Origin of the sequence: Pseudomonas sp. MWU16-30317 (assembly GCF_020515695.1) — a bacterium.
Classification (GTDB): Bacteria; Pseudomonadota; Gammaproteobacteria; order Pseudomonadales; family Pseudomonadaceae; genus Aquipseudomonas.
In genome coordinates this window covers 160,058-177,900 of record NZ_JAIWJA010000008.1, presented here as the reverse complement: position 1 = coordinate 177,900, position 17,843 = coordinate 160,058, and the positions used below count along the sequence as shown (strand labels likewise).

18 protein-coding genes are annotated in these 17,843 nt (G+C 62.8%); 7 read left to right on the top strand and 11 right to left on the bottom strand.

The window, feature by feature from the left end:
• Positions 1–4: 4 nt before the first annotated feature.
• Positions 5–1,492 carry a calcium-binding protein gene (locus LIX93_RS21855; protein WP_226506145.1) on the bottom strand — a complete coding sequence of 496 codons (1,488 nt, stop codon included), beginning with the start codon at positions 1,490–1,492 and terminating at the stop codon, positions 5–7.
• 233 nt (positions 1,493–1,725) lie between these two features.
• On the opposite strand from LIX93_RS21855, the gene LIX93_RS21850 reads away from it, so the two are divergent.
• Positions 1,726–1,980, top strand: a complete 255-nt coding sequence (locus LIX93_RS21850) for a hypothetical protein (protein WP_226506144.1) — start codon at positions 1,726–1,728, stop codon at positions 1,978–1,980.
• 82 nt (positions 1,981–2,062) lie between these two features.
• On the opposite strand, the gene LIX93_RS21845 is transcribed toward LIX93_RS21850, so the two are convergent.
• The 9 genes from LIX93_RS21845 to LIX93_RS21805 all read right to left on the bottom strand — a co-directional run bounded on the left by LIX93_RS21845 (position 2,063) and on the right by LIX93_RS21805 (position 10,736).
• Positions 2,063–2,812 (bottom strand): glucose 1-dehydrogenase, encoded by a 750-nt coding sequence (locus LIX93_RS21845; protein WP_226506231.1) that lies wholly within the window; start codon positions 2,810–2,812, stop codon positions 2,063–2,065.
• A gap of 180 nt (positions 2,813–2,992) precedes the next feature.
• The gene (fecE, locus tag LIX93_RS21840; protein ID WP_226506143.1) at positions 2,993–3,793 is read right to left on the bottom strand and encodes a Fe(3+) dicitrate ABC transporter ATP-binding protein FecE; all 801 of its coding nucleotides are present in this window, start codon (positions 3,791–3,793) and stop codon (positions 2,993–2,995) included.
• 4 nt (positions 3,794–3,797) lie between these two features.
• Entirely contained in the window at positions 3,798–4,766 is a 969-nt protein-coding gene (locus LIX93_RS21835; protein ID WP_226506142.1) for an iron chelate uptake ABC transporter family permease subunit, read from the bottom strand.
• On the bottom strand, positions 4,763–5,752 hold the full coding sequence (fecC, locus tag LIX93_RS21830; protein ID WP_226506141.1) for an iron-dicitrate ABC transporter permease FecC: 990 nt from the start codon (positions 5,750–5,752) through the stop codon (positions 4,763–4,765). The genes LIX93_RS21835 and fecC overlap by 4 nt, the downstream gene beginning before the upstream one ends.
• Before the next feature lie 2 nt (positions 5,753–5,754).
• Positions 5,755–6,675 carry a Fe(3+) dicitrate ABC transporter substrate-binding protein gene (locus LIX93_RS21825; RefSeq protein WP_226506140.1) on the bottom strand — a complete coding sequence of 307 codons (921 nt, stop codon included), beginning with the start codon at positions 6,673–6,675 and terminating at the stop codon, positions 5,755–5,757.
• Between the two features lie 217 nt (positions 6,676–6,892).
• Positions 6,893–7,252 carry an AprI/Inh family metalloprotease inhibitor gene (locus LIX93_RS21820; RefSeq protein WP_226506139.1) on the bottom strand — a complete coding sequence of 120 codons (360 nt, stop codon included), beginning with the start codon at positions 7,250–7,252 and terminating at the stop codon, positions 6,893–6,895.
• On the bottom strand, positions 7,245–8,639 hold the full coding sequence (locus LIX93_RS21815) for a serralysin family metalloprotease (RefSeq protein WP_226506138.1): 1,395 nt from the start codon (positions 8,637–8,639) through the stop codon (positions 7,245–7,247). Before LIX93_RS21815 ends, LIX93_RS21820 begins: the two co-directional genes overlap by 8 nt.
• Positions 8,640–8,797: 158 nt before the next feature.
• On the bottom strand, positions 8,798–9,850 hold the full coding sequence (locus LIX93_RS21810) for a DUF1615 domain-containing protein (protein ID WP_226506137.1): 1,053 nt from the start codon (positions 9,848–9,850) through the stop codon (positions 8,798–8,800).
• 151 nt (positions 9,851–10,001) lie between these two features.
• Positions 10,002–10,736, bottom strand: a complete 735-nt coding sequence (locus LIX93_RS21805; protein WP_226506136.1) for an SDR family oxidoreductase — start codon at positions 10,734–10,736, stop codon at positions 10,002–10,004.
• A 113-nt stretch (positions 10,737–10,849) separates the two neighbouring features.
• On the opposite strand from LIX93_RS21805, the gene LIX93_RS21800 reads away from it, so the two are divergent.
• The 5 genes from LIX93_RS21800 (at position 10,850) to LIX93_RS21780 (ending at position 16,243) form a co-directional block, all read left to right on the top strand.
• Positions 10,850–11,221 carry a helix-turn-helix domain-containing protein gene (locus LIX93_RS21800; RefSeq protein WP_226506135.1) on the top strand — a complete coding sequence of 124 codons (372 nt, stop codon included), beginning with the start codon at positions 10,850–10,852 and terminating at the stop codon, positions 11,219–11,221.
• A 188-nt stretch (positions 11,222–11,409) separates the two neighbouring features.
• Complete coding sequence (locus tag LIX93_RS21795; protein WP_226506134.1) at positions 11,410–12,636, top strand: MFS transporter; 1,227 nt, start codon at positions 11,410–11,412, stop codon at positions 12,634–12,636.
• 252 nt (positions 12,637–12,888) lie between these two features.
• Complete coding sequence (gene rbsK, locus LIX93_RS21790) at positions 12,889–13,821, top strand: ribokinase (RefSeq protein WP_226506133.1); 933 nt, start codon at positions 12,889–12,891, stop codon at positions 13,819–13,821.
• Positions 13,822–13,847: 26 nt separating this feature from the next.
• The gene (gene fucP / locus LIX93_RS21785; RefSeq protein ID WP_226506132.1) at positions 13,848–15,179 is read left to right on the top strand and encodes an L-fucose:H+ symporter permease; all 1,332 of its coding nucleotides are present in this window, start codon (positions 13,848–13,850) and stop codon (positions 15,177–15,179) included.
• Positions 15,176–16,243 (top strand): aldose 1-epimerase family protein, encoded by a 1,068-nt coding sequence (locus tag LIX93_RS21780; protein WP_226506131.1) that lies wholly within the window; start codon positions 15,176–15,178, stop codon positions 16,241–16,243. The genes fucP and LIX93_RS21780 overlap by 4 nt, the downstream gene beginning before the upstream one ends.
• 5 nt (positions 16,244–16,248) lie before the next feature.
• Here LIX93_RS21780 and deoR read toward each other — a convergent pair whose 3' ends face one another.
• Complete coding sequence (gene deoR, locus LIX93_RS21775) at positions 16,249–17,019, bottom strand: DNA-binding transcriptional repressor DeoR (RefSeq protein WP_226506130.1); 771 nt, start codon at positions 17,017–17,019, stop codon at positions 16,249–16,251.
• Between the two features lie 102 nt (positions 17,020–17,121).
• On the opposite strand from deoR, the gene deoC reads away from it, so the two are divergent.
• Positions 17,122–17,802, top strand: a complete 681-nt coding sequence (deoC, locus tag LIX93_RS21770) for a deoxyribose-phosphate aldolase (RefSeq protein ID WP_226506129.1) — start codon at positions 17,122–17,124, stop codon at positions 17,800–17,802.
• Positions 17,803–17,843 lie beyond the last annotated feature (41 nt).

Here is a 17,843-nt window from a genome sequence, read left to right as displayed (position 1 = left end):
GCCGTCAAACTGGCGCATGTCCAGTCGGGTCGACGCCGATGATTTCGATCGGTGCCTGGTCGACGTACAGGCCGTCAAGCGCAATCGATACATCGGTGTGCTTGCCCGCCAGGGTGACTTGAAAGAAGCGGCCCTGATCATCGGCGGTCAGGGCGTGCAGGTAGGTTTGATCCTTGGCAGCGTCGTAGTCGAGCTTCAGGGTGTCCGCGCTGCCGTCGCCGATCTTGCTGAACCCCAGGTCCAACGCGAACAGGTGATCGCCAGCGGCATAGTCGGTGATCAGGTCTGAATGGTCTTCTGTGGCCGTGCGATAGCTCTCGCCGATGCTGTAGAACACGAAATCATCATTGCCCACCCCGCCGGTCAGGGTATCCGCACCCAGTCCACCCGCCATGGCGTCGTTGCCAGCGCCACCGACCAAGGTGTCGTCCCCGGCAAATCCGAGAATCTGGTCGTGGGCCGCGCCGCCCGTCAAGTGATCGGCCTTGTCGGTGCCCAGGATGTCCTGATCGTCGCGGGTCAGGCTGGTGATGACTTTGTCAGCGCTGGTGTTGCCGAAAATCACCGTGTCGCGGTTCAACTCAGCGCGCAGGTCGCCACTGAAGTAGATCTCGAAACGATTGCCATCGGCGTCGGTTTCCAGCGATTGCAGTGCAGTTTTGTCCCCGGCGGCATTGACTGTGACCTTCAAGGTGCCGTCCAGGCCATTGCCGAACCCGGTGAACCCCAAGGTGGACAGATCGACCAGGTCGGCATCGGCGGCGGAAAAGTCGGTAATCAAATCGCGGCCGCGTGCGCCCTGTGCGCCATCGTTCTGGACGCTATCAGCGCGGCTGCTGAACACGAAATCATCGGCCCCTGCCCCACCGGTCAAGGTGTCGCCGCCCGCCCCGCCGTCTAGGCGCTGCTGGCCTGCGGCGCCCGTAAGGGTGTCGCGGCCGGCATAGCCCATCAGCGTTTCGGAGCCGCTCGCGGTGGCCTGCAAATGGTCATTGAAGCCGGTACCGGCGGTGAGGGTCTGAAAGTTCGCATCCGTCAACGAACTGCTGTAATCGCCCTTGAACACCAACTCGAAACGCTGGCCGTCGGCGTTACTGTCAAAGCTCTTGAGATAGGTAAGACCTTGGGCCGCGTTGTAGAGCAGCTTCAAGCTGTCGCCATGGCCGTCGCCAAGCCCGCTGAAGCCCAGTGCCGCGACGTCGATTGTGTCCTGCGTCACATCGAAACTTTCAATCAGGTCTGCGTGGGAGTGCGTGGCATCCCGATAGCTGTCAGTCAGCAGTGAATATCGCAGGGTGTTCTGATGGCTGACCGCGTCGATCTGATCCCGGCCTTCGCCGCCGACAAACACCGTGGTACTGGTGTCGATAATGCCGCCCCTGAGGCTGTCATTGCCCTTGCCTGCGTAGATCAGGTCGTTGCGCCCGTAGAAATCGTCGATGTCGTCGTCTTTGTCTGTGCCGTACCAATCTACTCGGGGGTCGGTGCTCATCGTTTTCTTCCTTTGCATGAAGCCCTGACGGTCAGCCAAAGCGGGGCCATCGGGCAGCAGCATTGCCTGCCTGTGGAATGCGACTCTCGAATCAGGTGAATCACGCAGGCATCTGTCAATTACCGACCGGCGGCCATCGAAAAAATTTGAACCGCTTTTGCGCGCATTCACCTAATGATCAGCCTGTGAATAATTTCATGGGCAATATTGCCAATTAAGGCAGAATCCGAGAGGTGGTTGACGTGGCTAAAGACGACAAGAAAAGCAAAAGTGATGCGCCGAAAGCCAGCAAGGAATTGAAAGACAAAAAATCATCACCCGCCAAGAAATCAGCCGCGGCGTCGGCACTGTCAAAATCTTCCGAGAAGAAAGACAAGAAAAAAGAACCCGAGCTGAAGAAGTCCGCGAAAAAAGCGGATAGCAAGCCCGAAAAGGACAAGAAGTCCGAAAAGTCAGACAAGAAAGAAAAGACCGCAAAAAAGAAGTGACCGTTGCTGTCTGCTAGGGCGTTACGCCCTAGCTTCCTGAGCACCGCTTTTTTCTAGAATGCCCTCGACTTACCCATCCGCATCAGTACCCAACGCCACGCACGCCACCGGCGGCTCTGATCGACTCGCCTGTTACCCAATGTGAATCCTCGCAAGCCAAAAACACGGCCGAGGGTGCGATGTCTTCTGGTTCGCCAAAGCGGCCCAGCGGCGTGCCTGCAAGAATCTTCTCGCCCAGTTCACCAGCAAAATGGCCTTGCGTTGCCGGGGTGTTGGTGTGGCCGGGGAGGATGGAATTGACCCGAATGCCCCGCGGCCCCAGCTCCCGCGCCAATGCGAAGGTCAAGGTGTCGACGGCGCCCTTGGTCGCCGAATAGACACTCGATGCCAGGTACGGGTCGGTGCTGAGGATGGAGCTGATATTGATGATACTGCCCTTGGGCCCCAGCAATTTTACAGCCTCTCGGACCGCCAAAAGGTAGCCCAGTACATTGAGGTTGAATTGTGTGTGGAACGCTTCTTCGGTGAGATCCTCGATCATCTGGAACACCGCAACGCCCGCGTTGTTGACCAGCACATCCAGAGTGCCGTGTCTCGCGCGCACCGTATCAAACAAGCGCACCACATCAGCCGCCTGGCTCATGTCTGCCTGTACGGCAAAGGCCGAGCCACCCTGCTCGCTGATGTGCGCGACCACTGCATCGGCATCGGCCTTGCTGGAGGCGTAGTTGACAATTACGGTGGCGCCCTGCGCGCCCAGTGCTTTGGCAATCCCGGCGCCTATGCCCTTCGACGCGCCGGTGACAACTGCGATCTTTCCTGCGAGTTTCATAAAAATGACCTTCTGCAATTCAGCGATAAGAGGTCGCGTTGCTGTCGAGCCTTGAATAACGAAGCAACGAACCGCGTGCCACCAGTATTGCGACATCGGTGCGGCGGACGTTTGCCGGTTAATCGCACATCCTTGCCTATTCCTCTCACTTGGCTTGCCATGCCCAACGCGTAACGCGCTCTAACCCGCGCCAGTGCCCCCTCGCGTGCTGCGCTCCACCACGCACATCGGCGTCCCCGCCACCGGCTCGCGCAGGATCTGCACCTGCACATCGAACACCTGGCGGACCCGCTCGGCAGTGATCACCGCCTCCGGCGCGCCATCGGCCACCAGCTTGCCGCTGTGCATGATCGCCAGGTGATCGGCGTAACGGCAGGCCTGGTTGATGTCGTGCAGCACGGTGATGACCGTCTTGCCCTGCGCCGCCAATTCACGCATCAAATCCAGCAGCTCTACCTGATGGCTGATGTCCAGATAGGTGGTGGGCTCGTCCAGCAGCACCACGTCGGCATCCTGGGCCAGCACCATCGCCAGCCACACGCGCTGGCGCTGGCCGCCCGACAGATCGGCCAAGGCTCGATCCGCCAGACCGTCCAGTTCCATACGCTGCATCGCTGCGGCGACCTGCGATCGATCAGCACCGCTCAGCCGCCCCCACAACGAGTTGTGCGGGCTGCGCCCGTAAGCCACCAGTTGCCGCACGCTGACGCCTTCGGGGATCGGCAGCACCTGCGGCAGGAAGGCGACCTTGCGCGCCAGATCCCGCGCTGACAGCCCGGCATAGGCCTGGCCGTCGAGGGTCAACTCGCCCTTGGCCGGTTTGAGAATGCGCGCGAAGGCCTTGAGCAACGTCGACTTGCCACAGCCGTTGGGCCCGATCAGTGCGGTCACTTGCCCGGCCGGCGGCGCAAACGAAAGCCCTTGGATGATGGGCGTGGCGCCGTAGCCGATATCAAGCAGTCGTGCCTGGATAATGCTCATGTGATCAACCCTTGAACCTGGCCAGCAACCAGAGAAAATACGGCGCACCAATCACCGCGGTGAGGATGCCAGCGGGAATTTCGCTGGGTGCAATCAGGGTGCGGCCCAGGGTGTCGGCCAGCACCAGCAGCAAGGCGCCGATCAACATCGCGCCCGGCAGTAGAAACTGATGGTGCCCGCCCACCAACCGACGCGCCATGTGCGGCGCGACTAGGCCGATAAAACCGATGGGGCCGATGATGCCAACGCCCAGGCTGGTCAACAGCACCGCACACACCATCGCAGCCAGGCGCGTAGGGCCCAGCGCGGTACCCAGGCTGTGCGCCGACTCATCGCCGAGGGCGATCAGGTTCAGCGGTTTGGCCAGGCACAGGCCGGCCGGTATCAACAGCAGAAACGGCAATGCCAGGGCCACGTGATGCCAGCTGCGGCTCCACAGGCTGCCGGTCAGGGCAAGCAACGCGGTGTTGATGTCCAGCGGATGCGAGAGAATCAAAAACTCGGTCACGCTGGACAGGGTGACGGCGATCGCCACACCGGACAGCGCAAACCGCGCGCCAGAAAAACTCAGCCCGGTGTTGTAAAGGGCGAGCAGCAGCGCACCCGCGGCGCCGCCCAGGCAGGCGATCCATGGCACGCCGGCCAGCGGCAGTTGTGGCCAGGTGATGATCGCCACGGTCAGCGCCAGCCCCGCGCCTTGCGTCACGCCGAGGATTTCCGGCGAGGCCAGCGGGTTGCGGATGACGCCCTGCACGATAGCCCCCGCCAGGCCGAACGCACTGCCGACCAACAGGGCAATCAGGCTGCGCGGCAGCCGGTGGTTCCAGACCTCAAAATCCAGCGCGTCGTGAGCCAGCAGCCGCTGCAGCACTGTACCGGGCGCCAACCAGGACGTCCCAGCACTGAGGCTCAACCACGTAGCCAGCAGTACCAGCGCCAGTAACAGCACTAATCGAATACGGGGCTGGGTCATAGCGCGCGCCTGGCCAGAAACAGGAAAAACGGCGCACCGATCAAGGCCGTCACCACGCCGGCCGGCGTTTCCACCGGGAAGGCCACGGCACGGCTGATCAGGTCGGCGGCCAGCACGATGACCGCACCGAGGATCGCGCTCAAGGGGACCAACCAGCGATAGTCATTGCCCAGCCCTTGGCGCGCGATATTCGGTGCGATCAAGCCGACGAAACCAATGGGGCCGACCGCGCAGACACTGGCGCCGACCAGCAACAGGCTGACCACGAACACCTGCAGGCGCAGACGGGTGATGCCCACCCCCAGCGAGCGCGCGGCGTCTTCACCCAGGTTGATGAGGTTGAGTTTTGGCGAGCAGTAAAATGCCCATGCAGCGCCGATCAAGGTGCACGGCCAGAGCAGCTGCAACTGCGCCTGGCCGACGTTGGCCAACGATCCGGCTAGCCAATTGAGCACGCTCTGCGCCTGGGCTTCTACCAGAATGACCGTCAGGCGCGTCAACGCGGCGCACAAGGCCGCCACTGCGACACCCGCCAGCACCAGCCGCCCTTGAGCGTTGGCCGACGACCAGGCACCGCCCAGGCTGAACACCGTCACCCAGGCCAGCGCACCGCCCAGGCACGTCATGAGCAACGCGCCACCGGCAAACGGCAGTGCCACCAGACCGGTGGAAAACAATGCCAGCCCCAACGCAGCGCCAGCGGTGACGCCAAACAGTGACGGCGACGCCAGGCGGTTGCGGGTAATGCCCTGCATCAACGCCCCGGCCAGCCCCAGACAGCCCCCCACCAGCGCCGCGCACAGGGCACGGGGCACGCGCAGCTGCGCGACGATGTAGGCCATGTTGCCGCCCACTTTGCCCTGATGCACCAGGCCATTCCAGGCGTCTGCGTGACTGATGGGGAACGGCGACCAACTGGAGAGCGACAGCCAGAACAACGCCGCGCCGATCAGCACGGCCAGCGCGGTCCAATACACTCGTCGCATGCTTACTGGCTCTGCACGGCTTTGCCGCCCTTGAGGATCGCCAGGGTGTCTTCCGCAATCTGTTCGGAGGCCATGACGCCACGGTTGCGCGCCCAGGTGTCGCCATCCACTTCAGCGACCTGCTGGTGCTGCACCGCGCTCAAGACCTGCCACAGGGGCTGCTTGCTCCAGCCATCGACGATGCTCGGATGCCGGTAATGCCCCACCAACAGCCAGGCCGGGTTGAGGGCCAGGAGCTGCTCGAGGCTGACGAACTCGGTAGGTGCCGCATTGGCGCGTACTTCTGGGACCTTCAGGCCGATGGCCTGCAGCACACTGCCGGCGTAGGAATGCGGCCCGTGCACCGAGAAGCTGTCTTCCCGTGCAACGCCGAACAGCACCACGGCGCCGCCGGGAATCTGCTGGGCGATTTCCTTGAGATGCGCGCGGTTCTGGGCGATTCGCGCCGCCATCTGCTCTGGCTTGCCCAGCGCTTTACCGATCAACTCGGCAGAGGCAAGACTGCCTGCATAATCCTCGCCCCGAGACGGCAGCAACAGGGTCGGCGCAATGCTCGACAAGTCCTTGTACAGGGCTTGATGGCGGTTCAGGTCGGCGATGATCAGGTCAGGCTTGAGGCGCGCGATCTCTTCAATGCTGGGTTGCGAGCGCAGCCCCACCGAACGCCACTGCCCGATGGCCTCGCGTACCCGCGGCAGCACGCGCTTGGCATCGCCATCGTCGGCCGCCCCCACCGGGGTCACGCCCACTGCGGCCAAGCTGTCGAGAAATGAAAACTCCAGCACCACCACACGCTGTGGCGCCGCCGGCAAATGGACGCTGTGCTGACCGTCATTGATGTCGATGGGTGCAGCGCGCAGAACGGTAGAACACGCGATGAGCAGACAAGCCATCAGGCCCTGAGTGAGACGAGAAATACGCATGACATGACCCCAGCGTTGGAAGGCCCGAACGAGCCGGGCGCGCAAAAACGGCGGGTACTATTTCATAGTGTGACTGGATGATCAAAAATCATTCTCGATAAGATCCGGTCGGGATGCGCTATGGCCACCTCGTCTCGAGCCCAATGCAGGTGGAGACAGAGGAAATGGCCCGAGACGAACGGCTCAACCGCTCAGGTTTACGCCGATCGTTCGGAACTCAGTAATCGCCACGCTCGATCCACAGCGTAACGCCCGCTTTACTCCGGGCACTGTAGCGACCGGCATCGCGACGGCTGAACAGCATCGGCATCGCCAGGCCTGCGCCGGCTATCACGATGCCGTCAGGCTGCACCAGCCAGGAGTTAGCGACAAAGCCCAGGATCGACGTCAGGCAGTGCTGCGGGTCGAGCACTGCACGATCTTTTTCCTGCAGCTCAAACGAACAATTCGCCCCTGCTTGAGACTTGGCCTGCCAGCGCCCGGCCACCTCCGAGGCTCTGGGTAGCACCTGCGAATCCGCCAGCGCCACGCCGCTGACCCCAAAAGCCAACAGCATCGCGGCCACAGGCCTAGACAAGAAAATCCCCCTGGTGCGCCTGACCGATGATGCGGATTTCGAAATCGGCAGTGCGATCGCCGTTCAAATCCACCGTCAGGTTGGTGCCATAGCTGGCTTCGCGCAGGCGCATGGCGCCGTCGTCACCGTTGAATGCCCGCACGAAGTGCAAGTGATCATCGGCGCCCAGTGGCAAACCGGACAGGTCGATGCGATCCTGACCACTGACGAAATCCATCAGGCGATCCGCTGCGCCGACCGTGGAATCACCGGCAGCGAAATACACGAAAGTATCCGCACCCGCCCCGCCCCACAGTTTATCGGCACCGCCGCCGCCGGTGATCAGGTCGTCGCCGGCATTGCCGCGCAGATCATTGATCAGCGCGTTGCCGACGATCAGGTCGGAGCCTGTGCCGCCGATGGCTTTTTCGATATCCACGCCCTGGGCGATGGACACGTTGCCCACCAGGCCACCGACATCGGAGAAGCTGCCCTGGTTGAGGTTGATGTGCTGCTCGGCGCTGTAGCCCGAGAAGTCCAGGGTATCGTTCCCGCCGGCGTCCCAGATGCTGAAGATCAACGGTGTGTGCGAGTCCGTCGCAGTCATCTCTTCGCGGTGGCTGTTGGAATTGAAGCCATAGATGGTGCCGCCGCTGCGGGTCGATTCGTTGGCGCCGTAGAGCAGCTGGATGGCGGCGATGTCGTCCATCAAGGGCGCCGAGGCGTAGTTGCCGCCGTCGTATTGATCGGTGTTGAGTTCGCTCCAGTAGCTCATCACGCTGTAGCCGCGCGAGTCCTCGGCGTACACGGCGTTGTCCTGATAACTGGGCACGCCGTTCCAGGCGCTGTAGTCGCTGGGGTGCGCCAGGCCCAGGTTGTGGCCGATCTCGTGGACCAGCGTCTGGCGGCCGTAGCTGTTGAGGGACGGGTCTGCGTTCTCGCGATAGGCGTCGCTCACCCAATACCAGGACTGCCCGCCATAGGGGTAATAGGCAAACGCCGCCTCGCCATGGGAGACCGAATAGCTGGCCATCGACAGGTGCCCTTCGGCGGCCTTGCTGGACTCGGTGAAGGTCAGGTTGGCGACGTCGGCCCAGGACTGCAATGCCAGACGCGTCTGGGCTTGCTGCTGCGCGTTGAAGGCAATGAAGTCGCCCCAGCTGGGGTCGAAGTTCGCCGGCGCGGCCTGGAGGAAGCTGTAGGTCAGCGAGACCTTGCCGTCGTGGTTGGTGTCGAGGAAGGCCAGATCGTAGCGATCGATCTGGGCAGCCGCCTCATCGACGGTGTAGGACGGATGGCCGTCGACAGCACCCTCGCCGCGATCGTATAGATGGCGGAAGGCGTCAAGGCGGGTATAGGCGTCGCTGGGTGCGGACAGATCTGTGGCGGTGGCGAGCAGGCTGGACATCTATGAATCCCTCGTGGATACAAATACAGCCTCGACAGGTTCCTGACCGGGAATACATGGCGTGTCGAGGCAAACTCAGCTGTGCCTAGTCTAGAGGGCCGCGCGGGCATCGCGTGATGGCAACCGATGAGTGGGTACTGGCTACCCTCCCCGCGCCCTCAATAGCGGGCAACACATCGCACCCGCCGCTCGTCCACACGTTGCGCAAACCAGGCGGTGGTCAGGTGCCGGGTGATCTTCGGGCTCTCCAACGTGATGCCCGGTAATATCGCCCGCGGCAGCTGCTGGCCTGCCACCTGATCCGCCAGCTCGAACACGCGGCGATAGAGGTCGGTGTCTTCGAAGTCCAGTTGCTCGCCCTTCTTCAACGCCAGATAGATCTGGTTGTTGCTCATGTTCAGCCGCGAGCCCAGCGAGCGCACTGCCAGTTCGGTCTGGCCAGGAGTGGTGGAGTCGTAGTTGACGAGATCGCCATCCAGCGCCAGCCGAGCCTTCACCAGCCGGTTGAGGGCGGCCTGGAAAGCGGCATTGCGACTGGCGTAGTGACCGGCATTGAAATCGGCGAAACGGTACAAGGATTGCGGGTAATGGGTCGGGTAGCCGAGCAGGTGCATGCTGCCGTAATAGACCCCGCCGCGGCGGCTGAACACTTCCTGGCGAATCGTGCCGTCATGGGGGTACGGGTAGCCACTGGCATTCTGCTCAGCAAAGGCGACTGCTACCTGCATCGGGCCGCCGGTGTGCACTGGGTTGAAGTTGCCGAACAGCTGCTGGCCCAGCGGCGCCATGCCGATGAAGTCATCGAAGACATCGCTCAACTCGCGCTCGGAGCGCACGCTGTCGATGCGTTGCGCATAGGTCTTGCCGGTGCGTGACTTGAGACCCAGGGCGGCATCGACCACGAAGCCTGGCACGTGCAGGCGCCCGGCGCGGCGGTCGATTTCCTCGCGGGCGATACGGCCCAGGCCCGGCACTTGCGGGTCGGCCTGGAAGTTGGATTCCTGTTCGATGATCGCAATGACCGAGCAGAGGTTTTCGGTGGTAGGCGCCAGCGCCTGGGTTTCGAATGCTGTCTGGATGTCTGCGGCCCAGCCTTGACGGTTGGTGGCCGAGGGCGGCAGCAACTTCGCAACGTTGGCGCGCACCTGCTCCGGGGTAGGGCCGGATGGCTGCGGTTGGTAACTACAGGCGGCGAGTGTCAGAAGGGCCATCCATAGCGCGATGCGTTTCAGCTCGGTCAATCGGGTGCCTCGGTGAGTGGGTGCGCTTACGGGACGAGCCAAGATCGCTCAGGGATCAGAGCGTGACTGGGGCTTGGCAGTTCCGTTGGCGCGGCGTTGTATTCAGCGTCGGACCAGCCAATCAGATCTGCGCGATACCCCCGTCAACAGCAACCTCGCTGGCAGTCATGAAACTGCTGTCCGACGACGCCAGAAACGCCGCCACCGCGCCGATTTCATCAGGCTCGGCCATGCGCTGCAGTGGGTTCATTGCGGCGAAAACCTTCATGCCCTCCTCCCCTAGCGCTGCCTTTGCAAGGTCGGTCGCCGTCGGGCCTGGGGACAGCACATTGACCCGGATGCCGGTGCCCTTGAGGTCCTCCGCCCAGGAGCGCACCAAATTGCGCACAGCGGCCTTGCTCGCACTGTAGGTGCTGAAGGCAGGAGCGCCCGTGGTGCCGGCGCTCGAACCGGTGAGGATGATCGAACCGCCCGCGCCCATCAGCGGCAGCGCTTTCTGAACCGTAAAGATGGTGCCCTTGACATTGGTGTCGAAGGTTTCGTCGATGTGCTCGGCGGTGATCTGGCCTAGCGCCAGCGGGCCGCCCGCGCCAGCATTGGCGAAGACGATATCGAGGGTGCCGCGCTCGGTCTTCACTGCCGCAAAGAGTCGGTCGAGGTCGGCCTGATCCGAGACCGAGCCATTCACCGCGCGGGCATTGGCCCCGAGTTCGGCCAGCGCGGCGTCGAGCGCTGCCTGGCGGCGGCCGAAGATGAACACGAACGCGCCTTCCTCGATGAAGCGCTTGGCGGCGGCGAGGCCGATGCCGGTTGCGCCGCCGGTGATCACTGCAGTCTTGCCATTGAGTCTGGTCATGAAGTGCATCCTTCGTAGGGGTCTGTGCAAACAGGGAATTGCTTGCTTGAGGCCCAGCATGCGCTTCTGATAACCTATCGACCAGTATGCACCTTTTGGTAAGTATAAATAAAATGACCGAACCAACTCAAACCTGCGGTACCGGCGGCTTCTCTTGCGGCCTCGACGCCACGCTGCGCATCATCTCGGGCAAGTGGAAACCGCTGGTCCTGTTTTTCCTGCACGACGGCCCGCGCCGCTATGGCGAGCTCAAGCGTTTGATCCCTGGCGTCAGCGACAAGGTGCTGATCCAGGCGTTAAAGGATCTGGAGGCCGATCGCGTGCTGGCGCGCACCGATTACAAAGAGGTGCCGCCGCGCGTCGATTACACCCTGACCCCGCTCGGCCGCAGCCTGGCAGTGGCGATCGTGCCGTTGTGCACCTGGGGAACCGAGCACATGGCCGAAATGACCCGTATCTTTGCCGAGCGCAAGACGTTGTCTTAGTCTGTCGCGACGATCTGCCGTCGGCGCGCCGCGGGCGCTCTGCTCAGGGTGTCTTATCGATTGCACTGATGATTACTATCGAAACGCCCGCCTCTCTGGTTGCCAAAGCTGACTCCTATAATCATCTGCGATTTATCCCCGCTTTCCTCGCCTGCCTCAGGCGACAGTCCCCCTTGGAATCCAACACCATGCCAAGCGCAAGCCAGGCCCGCAGCGGCCTTCCCGAACATAATCAACAGAGCGTCAAACAGCAGTGGCTGGCGATTCTCTCGGTCGCCGTAGGTGCCTTCGCCCTGGTGACCAGTGAATTTCTGCCGGTGGGCGTGCTCAACGATGTGGCCAGTGACCTGGGCATCAGTGCCGGCCACGCCGGCTTGATGGTGACCCTGCCAGGCATCATGGCCGCCCTCGCCGCGCCGTTGCTGTCGGTGGGTATCGGCGCCATGGACCGTCGCTATCTGCTGATCGGCCTGACGCTGATCATGATCATCGCCAACACGGTCGTGGCCTACGCCAGCGACTTCAACCTGCTGCTGTTCGGCCGCGTGCTGCTGGGCATCAGCATCGGCGGTTTCTGGGCGACGGCCATTGCGCTGAGCAGCCGCCTGGCCCCGAAGGGCGTGGGTGTGGCTCAGGCGACCTCGATCATCATGGTCGGCGTGACCCTGGCCACCGTGCTGGGCGTGCCCGTCGGCACTTGGCTGAGCGGCCTGATGGGCTGGCGCATGACGTTTCTGGTGACCGCACTGGTGGGCATACCGGTACTGGTGGCGCAGATCTTCCTGCTGCCGCGGCTCAACCCCGACAAAGCCATTCGCATCAGCGACCTGCCGGCCTTGTTCATCAATCCGCAAGCGCGGGTGGGCTTGATCGCGGTATTGCTGATCGGCCTGGCGCACTTTGCGGCATACACCTATGTGGCGCCGTTCTTCAAACACAGTGCCGGCTTCGATGGGCCGACGATCAGCTCGCTGCTGCTGCTCTATGGCGTGGCCGGGGTCGCAGGCAATATTTTCGCCGGATTCGCCGCCAATCGCAGCGTGCGTCACACCCTGTTGCTGGTGGCGGCGATGATCGGCGCCAGCACCCTGCTGTTCCCCTACTTCGCCACTGGCATGACCGGCGCGGCGATGCTGATCGCGCTGTGGGGCTTCGCCTTCGGCGCCTTCCCGGCATGCTCCAGCATCTGGATGTTCGTTGTGGCGCCCAAGGATGTCGAACGCGGTATGCCGATGTTCGTCGGCTTGTTTCAGGTGATCATTGCGCTGGGCTCGTTCTTTGGCGGGCAGATCGTCGACCGCCTGGGCACCTCGGTATTGATGAGCCTGGCCACGGCCCTGGTGGGCTGCGGGTTTGTCACGGTGCTGGTGCTGGGGCGCAATGTCAGCAATCGCCTGGTGGCTCAAGCTGGCTAAGCGGCACGATCTGAAAAATTGACCTCAGGCCTGCAACAGGCCGAATGGCGGCGGTCTGACTTCAGGCCGCCTCACCCGCCTAGCCAACTCCCCGCGCACAGATCTATTCACACCTATTGAGGGCGCCCCTCCGTCGGTCTGGCAAATGCACGCTCGAAAAATAAAGATTGAATCCTCACACAAAATGTTATTTAAATAACATAAATAAACGCCGCCGATGCTTCCGTCGGCGCGGGTGAGGTCAAAATAAAAATGAGCAAGATTGCAGTCATCGGCAGCAACATGGTCGACCTGATCACTTACATCGAACGCATGCCCGCCCAGGGCGAAACCCTCGAAGCGCCGCGTTTCGCCATGGGCTGCGGCGGCAAGGGCGCCAACCAGGCGGCCGCAGCGGCGTTGCTGGGCGCCGACGTGCTGATGCTCAGCAAGGTCGGCGACGATGCCTTTGCCGACGCCACTCTGGCCAACTTCCAGCGGTTGGGCATCGATACGCGTTTCGTCGACCGGGTGCCAGGCGTGTCCAGCGGCGTGGCGCCGATCTTCGTTCAGGCGAACTCCCATAACAGCATCCTCATCGTCAAAGGCGCCAATGCCCATCTGTGCCCGGCCGACATCGACCGCGCCCAGGCGCAGCTGCGCGATTGCGCCTTGATCGTGTTGCAACTGGAGATCGAGCTGGCGACCGTCTATCACGCCATCGAGTTCGCTCACCGGCACGGCATCGCGGTGTTGCTCAACCCGGCACCGGCCTTGGCCGGCCTGAGCCGCGAGCACCTGGCGCAATTGGACTTTCTGATCCCCAACGAGAGCGAGCTGGCCCTCATCAGCGGCCTGCCAGTGACCTCTGCCGAAGAGGCGGCGCAGGCCGCGCGTCAGTTGGTCACTCAGGGCGTGCGCCACGTCATCGTCACGCTCGGCGAGCAAGGTGCACTTTACGTCGGCAGCGAGGGCGAGTGGCGGGTGCCTGGGGTCAAGGTCCAGGCGCGCGACACCACGGGCGCCGGTGACGCGTTCATTGGCTGCTTCGCTCGGCATTGGAGCCAGGACGGCGATATCCGCCACGCCATGCACCAGGCGATAGCCTATTCAGCCTGCTCGGTCACCGGCCTGGGCACGCAATCTTCCTACCCCGATGCGCCAACGTTTGCACGATTCCTCGACGCTTCGGCCAGCCGCCACTGACACCTGCTTTTTCGCGGAGAACAATAATGAACAAGCCTGCGCTGCAACACACCCCGGACGGGTTCTACCTGAACCGCACGCCGTGGTTCGCCTTCCTCCTGCTCTGCAGCATATTCGCCCTGTGGGCGGCGGCGGCGAGCATGAACGATGTGTTGATCGCCCACTTCAAGAAGGCCTTTCTGCTCAGCGACTTCCAGACCGCCTTCGTGCAGTCGGCGTTCTATCTGGGCTATTTTTTCGTCGCCATTCCGGCAGCACTGGTGGTGCGGCGCTTCAGCTACAAGACCACCATCCTCATCGGCCTGATGCTTTACCTGTTCGGCTGCGCGTTGTTTTTCCCGGCGGCATCCACTGCCAAATACGGCATGTTCTTGATGGCGCTGTTCGTCATCGCTGCCGGGCTGTCGTTTCTCGAGACGGCGTGCAACACCTATTCGACCCTGATGGGGCCGCGGGAGACCGGCACGCGACGCTTGAATATCTCGCAGACCTTCCACCCGTTCGGCGCGATGACCGGGGTGTACGTCGGCAGCTTCGTGATGTTCAAGGACACCGACGCCACCCGCGAGCAGTTGACCCACATGAGCGCCAGCGATGCGGCGGTGCAGCAATTGCAGATGATCCAATCGACGCTGCTGCCGTACAAATGGATGATCGCGGTGCTCATCCTGATGTTCATTCTGATTGCCCTCACCCGCTTCCCCGCCTGCAAGGGCAACCGCACCGTGAGTGAACCGCGGGCCAGCATCGGCCAGAGCCTCGGCCGCCTGCGACGCAATCCGCGCTTCTGCTTCGGCGTGCTGGCGCAATTCCTGTACGTGGGCGCGCAGGTCGGGGTGTGGAGCTTCACTATTCGCCTGGCCATGCAAATGGGCGGCATGAACGAGCGCAGCGCATCGTGGTTCCTGCTGACCACCTTCGCCGCCTACTTTATCGGCAAGATGATCGCCAACCTGCTGATGCGCAAGATGCATCCCGCCAAAGTGCTCGCCCTGTATGGCGTGCTGTGCATCGTGCTGCTGGCCTACACCATCCTGGTGCCGAACATCACGGCGGTGTACGCGGCCGTGGGGGTCAGTGTGTTCCTGGGGCCGTGCTGGCCGACCATCTATGGCCTGACCATCGACGGCCTCGGCGAAGACACCGGCGTCGGTGGCTCGTTGCTGGTGATGAGCATCGTCGGCGGCGGCGTGATGCCGATCTTCCAGGGCCTGCTCAGCGATGCCAACGGCGGCAACATGCAGATCGCCTACAGCGTGCCGTTGCTGTGCTTCGTGGCCATCGTGCTGTACGCCGTGCGCTGCATGCGTCAGCCGCAACCGGTCCTGGCGAGCTCAGCCGCGGCGGTCGCGCAATGAGTGCCAAACCGGTGCGCCTGCCTTTGTACCCGCAGCTCTGGGACCATTCCAGCCGACCGCTGCTCGAGTCAGCGCAGTTCAACGTGCGCGCCTGGACCTACGCCAGCGGGGTCAAGGCGCTGTCGCTGGAAAACAGCCGCGGCAAGCTGGTGATTCTGCCCTGGCAAGGTCAGATGATCTGGTCGGCCGAGTTCGATGGCGTCGATCTGACCATGCACAACATGTTCACCCAGCCCCGGCCCAGTGCCAGCGTGATCGGCACCTATGGCTGTTTCATGTTCCACAGCGGCCTGCTGCGCAACGGTTGCCCGGCGCCCGAGGATGATCACGCGCTGCACGGCGAAATGCCCTGCGCGCCGATGGACGATGCCTGGCTTGAAGTGGGCGAGGACGAGCGCGGCGCTTATCTGCGCCTGGGCGGCAACTACGAATACGTGCAAGGCTTCGGCGACCACTATCGGGCCAGCCCGAGTGTGACTCTGCGCCCGGCCAGCGGCCTGTTCGAGATCGCCATGGCCGTGGTCAACCTGGCCGGCAAGGCCATGGACCTGATGTACATGGCGCACATGAACTACGCCTACGTCGACGGCGGCCGCCTGACCCAGCCGCTGGGTTGCGAGCGCACGCGGGTAAGGGCCAGCGTGCCGGCCCACGTCCGACCCACGCCGGCCTGGAGCACCTACATCGCCGAACTCAGCCAAGACCCGGCCAGCCTCAAGGTGCTCGACTCGCCTGCGCTGTATGACCCGGAGATCGTCTGTTTCTTCGATGACGTGCGCAGCGATGCCCAAGGGCAGGCGCACTTCTTCCTTGAACACCCTGAGGGCGCGGCGTTCTACACCCGCTACCGTCCAGAGCAATTTGAACATGCCGCGCGCTGGATCCTGCACAACCCTGACCAGCAAGTAGCGGCCTTTGTTTTGCCGGCCACCTGCGAACCGGAGGGCTACCGCGCCGAACTCGCCAAGGGCAACGTGCGCAGCCTCGCGCCCGGTGCCAGCGCCCACTTCAACTTGACCACCGGCTACCTCAGCGCGCCTGAACGCAAGGCGCTGCAGCCTTGATGCCGTTACAACACCAACTGCGCTCCGCTGGCCTCGATGGCCTCGCGGTAGCTGCGTGGGATCTTCTTGTCGCTGACCACGCAGTGGAAGTCGCTCAAGGCGCCGAAGTGCGCCGTACGCACGGCGTCGAACTTGGAGTGGTCAGCCAGCAGCAAGCACTGCCGGGCCTGGCGCATGACTTTCTGCTTGACCTCCACTTCGTGGAAATTGAAGCAGGTGACACCGCAGTCCAGGCTGACCCCTGCCGCCGAGACAAACGCCCAGGTCAGGCGCACGCCATCGAGGATGCTGGCTTCGGCATGGCTCTCGAAGACCTGGTTCTTGCGGTGGAAGGTGCCGCCACAGAGGACGATGCTGCAGTGGGTTTTTTGCTGCAGCTTGAGCAGCACGTTGAGAGAGTTGCACACCGCGGTGAACTCCAGATCGTCGGGGATGAAGTCGACCACGAAGGGGATCGTCGTGCCGCAGTCGAAGAACACTGTGTCGCCCGACTGGATAAAGGCGGCGGCCAGCTTGCCGATGCGGCGCTTTTCCTCGACGTGCCGCGTGTCCTGCTCGCTGACCCGGTAATCCGCCGGTTCCGGGTCGTCGTGGGCGCGGGTGATGTAGCCGCCCAGCAACCGAAATTGCTCGGGGTGTCGACTCAGGTCGCGGCGCAAGGTCATTTCGGACACTTCAAGCAGCGCTGCCATCTCGCGCAGATGGATAGCTTTCTGATCTTGCAGGGCCTGTTGGATCTGTTTGATTCGGTCGGTTTTCTTGACGTCCACGGGCATTCCGGCAATCCGTTGGTGGTGTCGCTACAGTAACACCAAGTGTTAATTTTATAACTTACGGGTATCAACCCGAGATTTTTTACCGATGACAGGAATCGTTCGATGAATTTGCTAGAACCCGCTGCACTGGCCCAGGCCATCGATCACACGTTGCTGGCGGCGGATGCCAGCCGAGAGCAGATTGCCACACTTTGCGCCGAAGCCCGAGAGCATGGTTTCTACTCGGTGTGCGTGAACTCGGGACAGGTGCCTTTTGCCGCGCAACGCCTGGCGGGCTCTGGCGTCAAGGTCTGCGCCGTGGTGGGCTTTCCGCTGGGTGCCGGGCTGAGTGCGAGCAAGGCGTCGGAAGCCGCCCTGACGATCGCCGCCGGCGCGCAGGAAATCGACATGGTGCTGAACATCGGCTGGCTCAAAGATAGCCTGTTCGATGAAGTGCGCGACGACATCGCCGCCGTGCTGCAGGCCTGTGGCAAGGTGCCGCTGAAAGTGATTCTGGAAACCTGCCTGCTCGATGAAGTGCAAAAGGTGCGCGCCTGCGAGATCTGCCGCGACCTGGGCGTGGCGTTCGTCAAGACCTCCACCGGATTTAGCCGCAGCGGCGCGACGCTTGAAGATGTGGCGCTGATGCGCCGCGTGGTGGGGCCGGACATCGGCGTCAAGGCGTCCGGTGGCGTGCGGGATGTGGCTACGGCAAGAGCGATGATCGAAGCGGGTGCGACACGGCTGGGGACCAGTTCCGGGATTGCAATCGTGACGGGGGCAGGTACAGGGGCGGGCTACTGACTGCGCCTGTCAGATTGATCGCCTGCGCAGCCTTTCGCGGG

Bases quoted from the DNA above. Each gene is read 5' to 3' on its own strand.
- LIX93_RS21855 (WP_226506145.1), bottom strand. From the start codon at position 1,492: ATGAGCACCGACCCCCGAGTAGATTGGTACGGCACAGACAAAGACGAC.
- LIX93_RS21845 (WP_226506231.1), bottom strand. From the start codon at position 2,812: ATGAAACTCGCAGGAAAGATCGCAGTTGTCACCGGCGCGTCGAAGGGC.
- fecE (WP_226506143.1), bottom strand. From the start codon at position 3,793: ATGAGCATTATCCAGGCACGACTGCTTGATATCGGCTACGGCGCCACG.
- LIX93_RS21835 (WP_226506142.1), bottom strand. From the start codon at position 4,766: ATGACCCAGCCCCGTATTCGATTAGTGCTGTTACTGGCGCTGGTACTG.
- fecC (WP_226506141.1), bottom strand. From the start codon at position 5,752: ATGCGACGAGTGTATTGGACCGCGCTGGCCGTGCTGATCGGCGCGGCG.
- LIX93_RS21825 (WP_226506140.1), bottom strand. From the start codon at position 6,675: ATGCGTATTTCTCGTCTCACTCAGGGCCTGATGGCTTGTCTGCTCATC.
- LIX93_RS21815 (WP_226506138.1), bottom strand. From the start codon at position 8,639: ATGTCCAGCCTGCTCGCCACCGCCACAGATCTGTCCGCACCCAGCGAC.
- LIX93_RS21810 (WP_226506137.1), bottom strand. From the start codon at position 9,850: ATGGCCCTTCTGACACTCGCCGCCTGTAGTTACCAACCGCAGCCATCC.
- LIX93_RS21805 (WP_226506136.1), bottom strand. From the start codon at position 10,736: ATGACCAGACTCAATGGCAAGACTGCAGTGATCACCGGCGGCGCAACC.
- LIX93_RS21800 (WP_226506135.1), top strand. From the start codon at position 10,850: ATGACCGAACCAACTCAAACCTGCGGTACCGGCGGCTTCTCTTGCGGC.
- LIX93_RS21795 (WP_226506134.1), top strand. From the start codon at position 11,410: ATGCCAAGCGCAAGCCAGGCCCGCAGCGGCCTTCCCGAACATAATCAA.
- rbsK (WP_226506133.1), top strand. From the start codon at position 12,889: ATGAGCAAGATTGCAGTCATCGGCAGCAACATGGTCGACCTGATCACT.
- fucP (WP_226506132.1), top strand. From the start codon at position 13,848: ATGAACAAGCCTGCGCTGCAACACACCCCGGACGGGTTCTACCTGAAC.
- LIX93_RS21780 (WP_226506131.1), top strand. From the start codon at position 15,176: ATGAGTGCCAAACCGGTGCGCCTGCCTTTGTACCCGCAGCTCTGGGAC.
- deoR (WP_226506130.1), bottom strand. From the start codon at position 17,019: ATGCCCGTGGACGTCAAGAAAACCGACCGAATCAAACAGATCCAACAG.
- deoC (WP_226506129.1), top strand. From the start codon at position 17,122: ATGAATTTGCTAGAACCCGCTGCACTGGCCCAGGCCATCGATCACACG.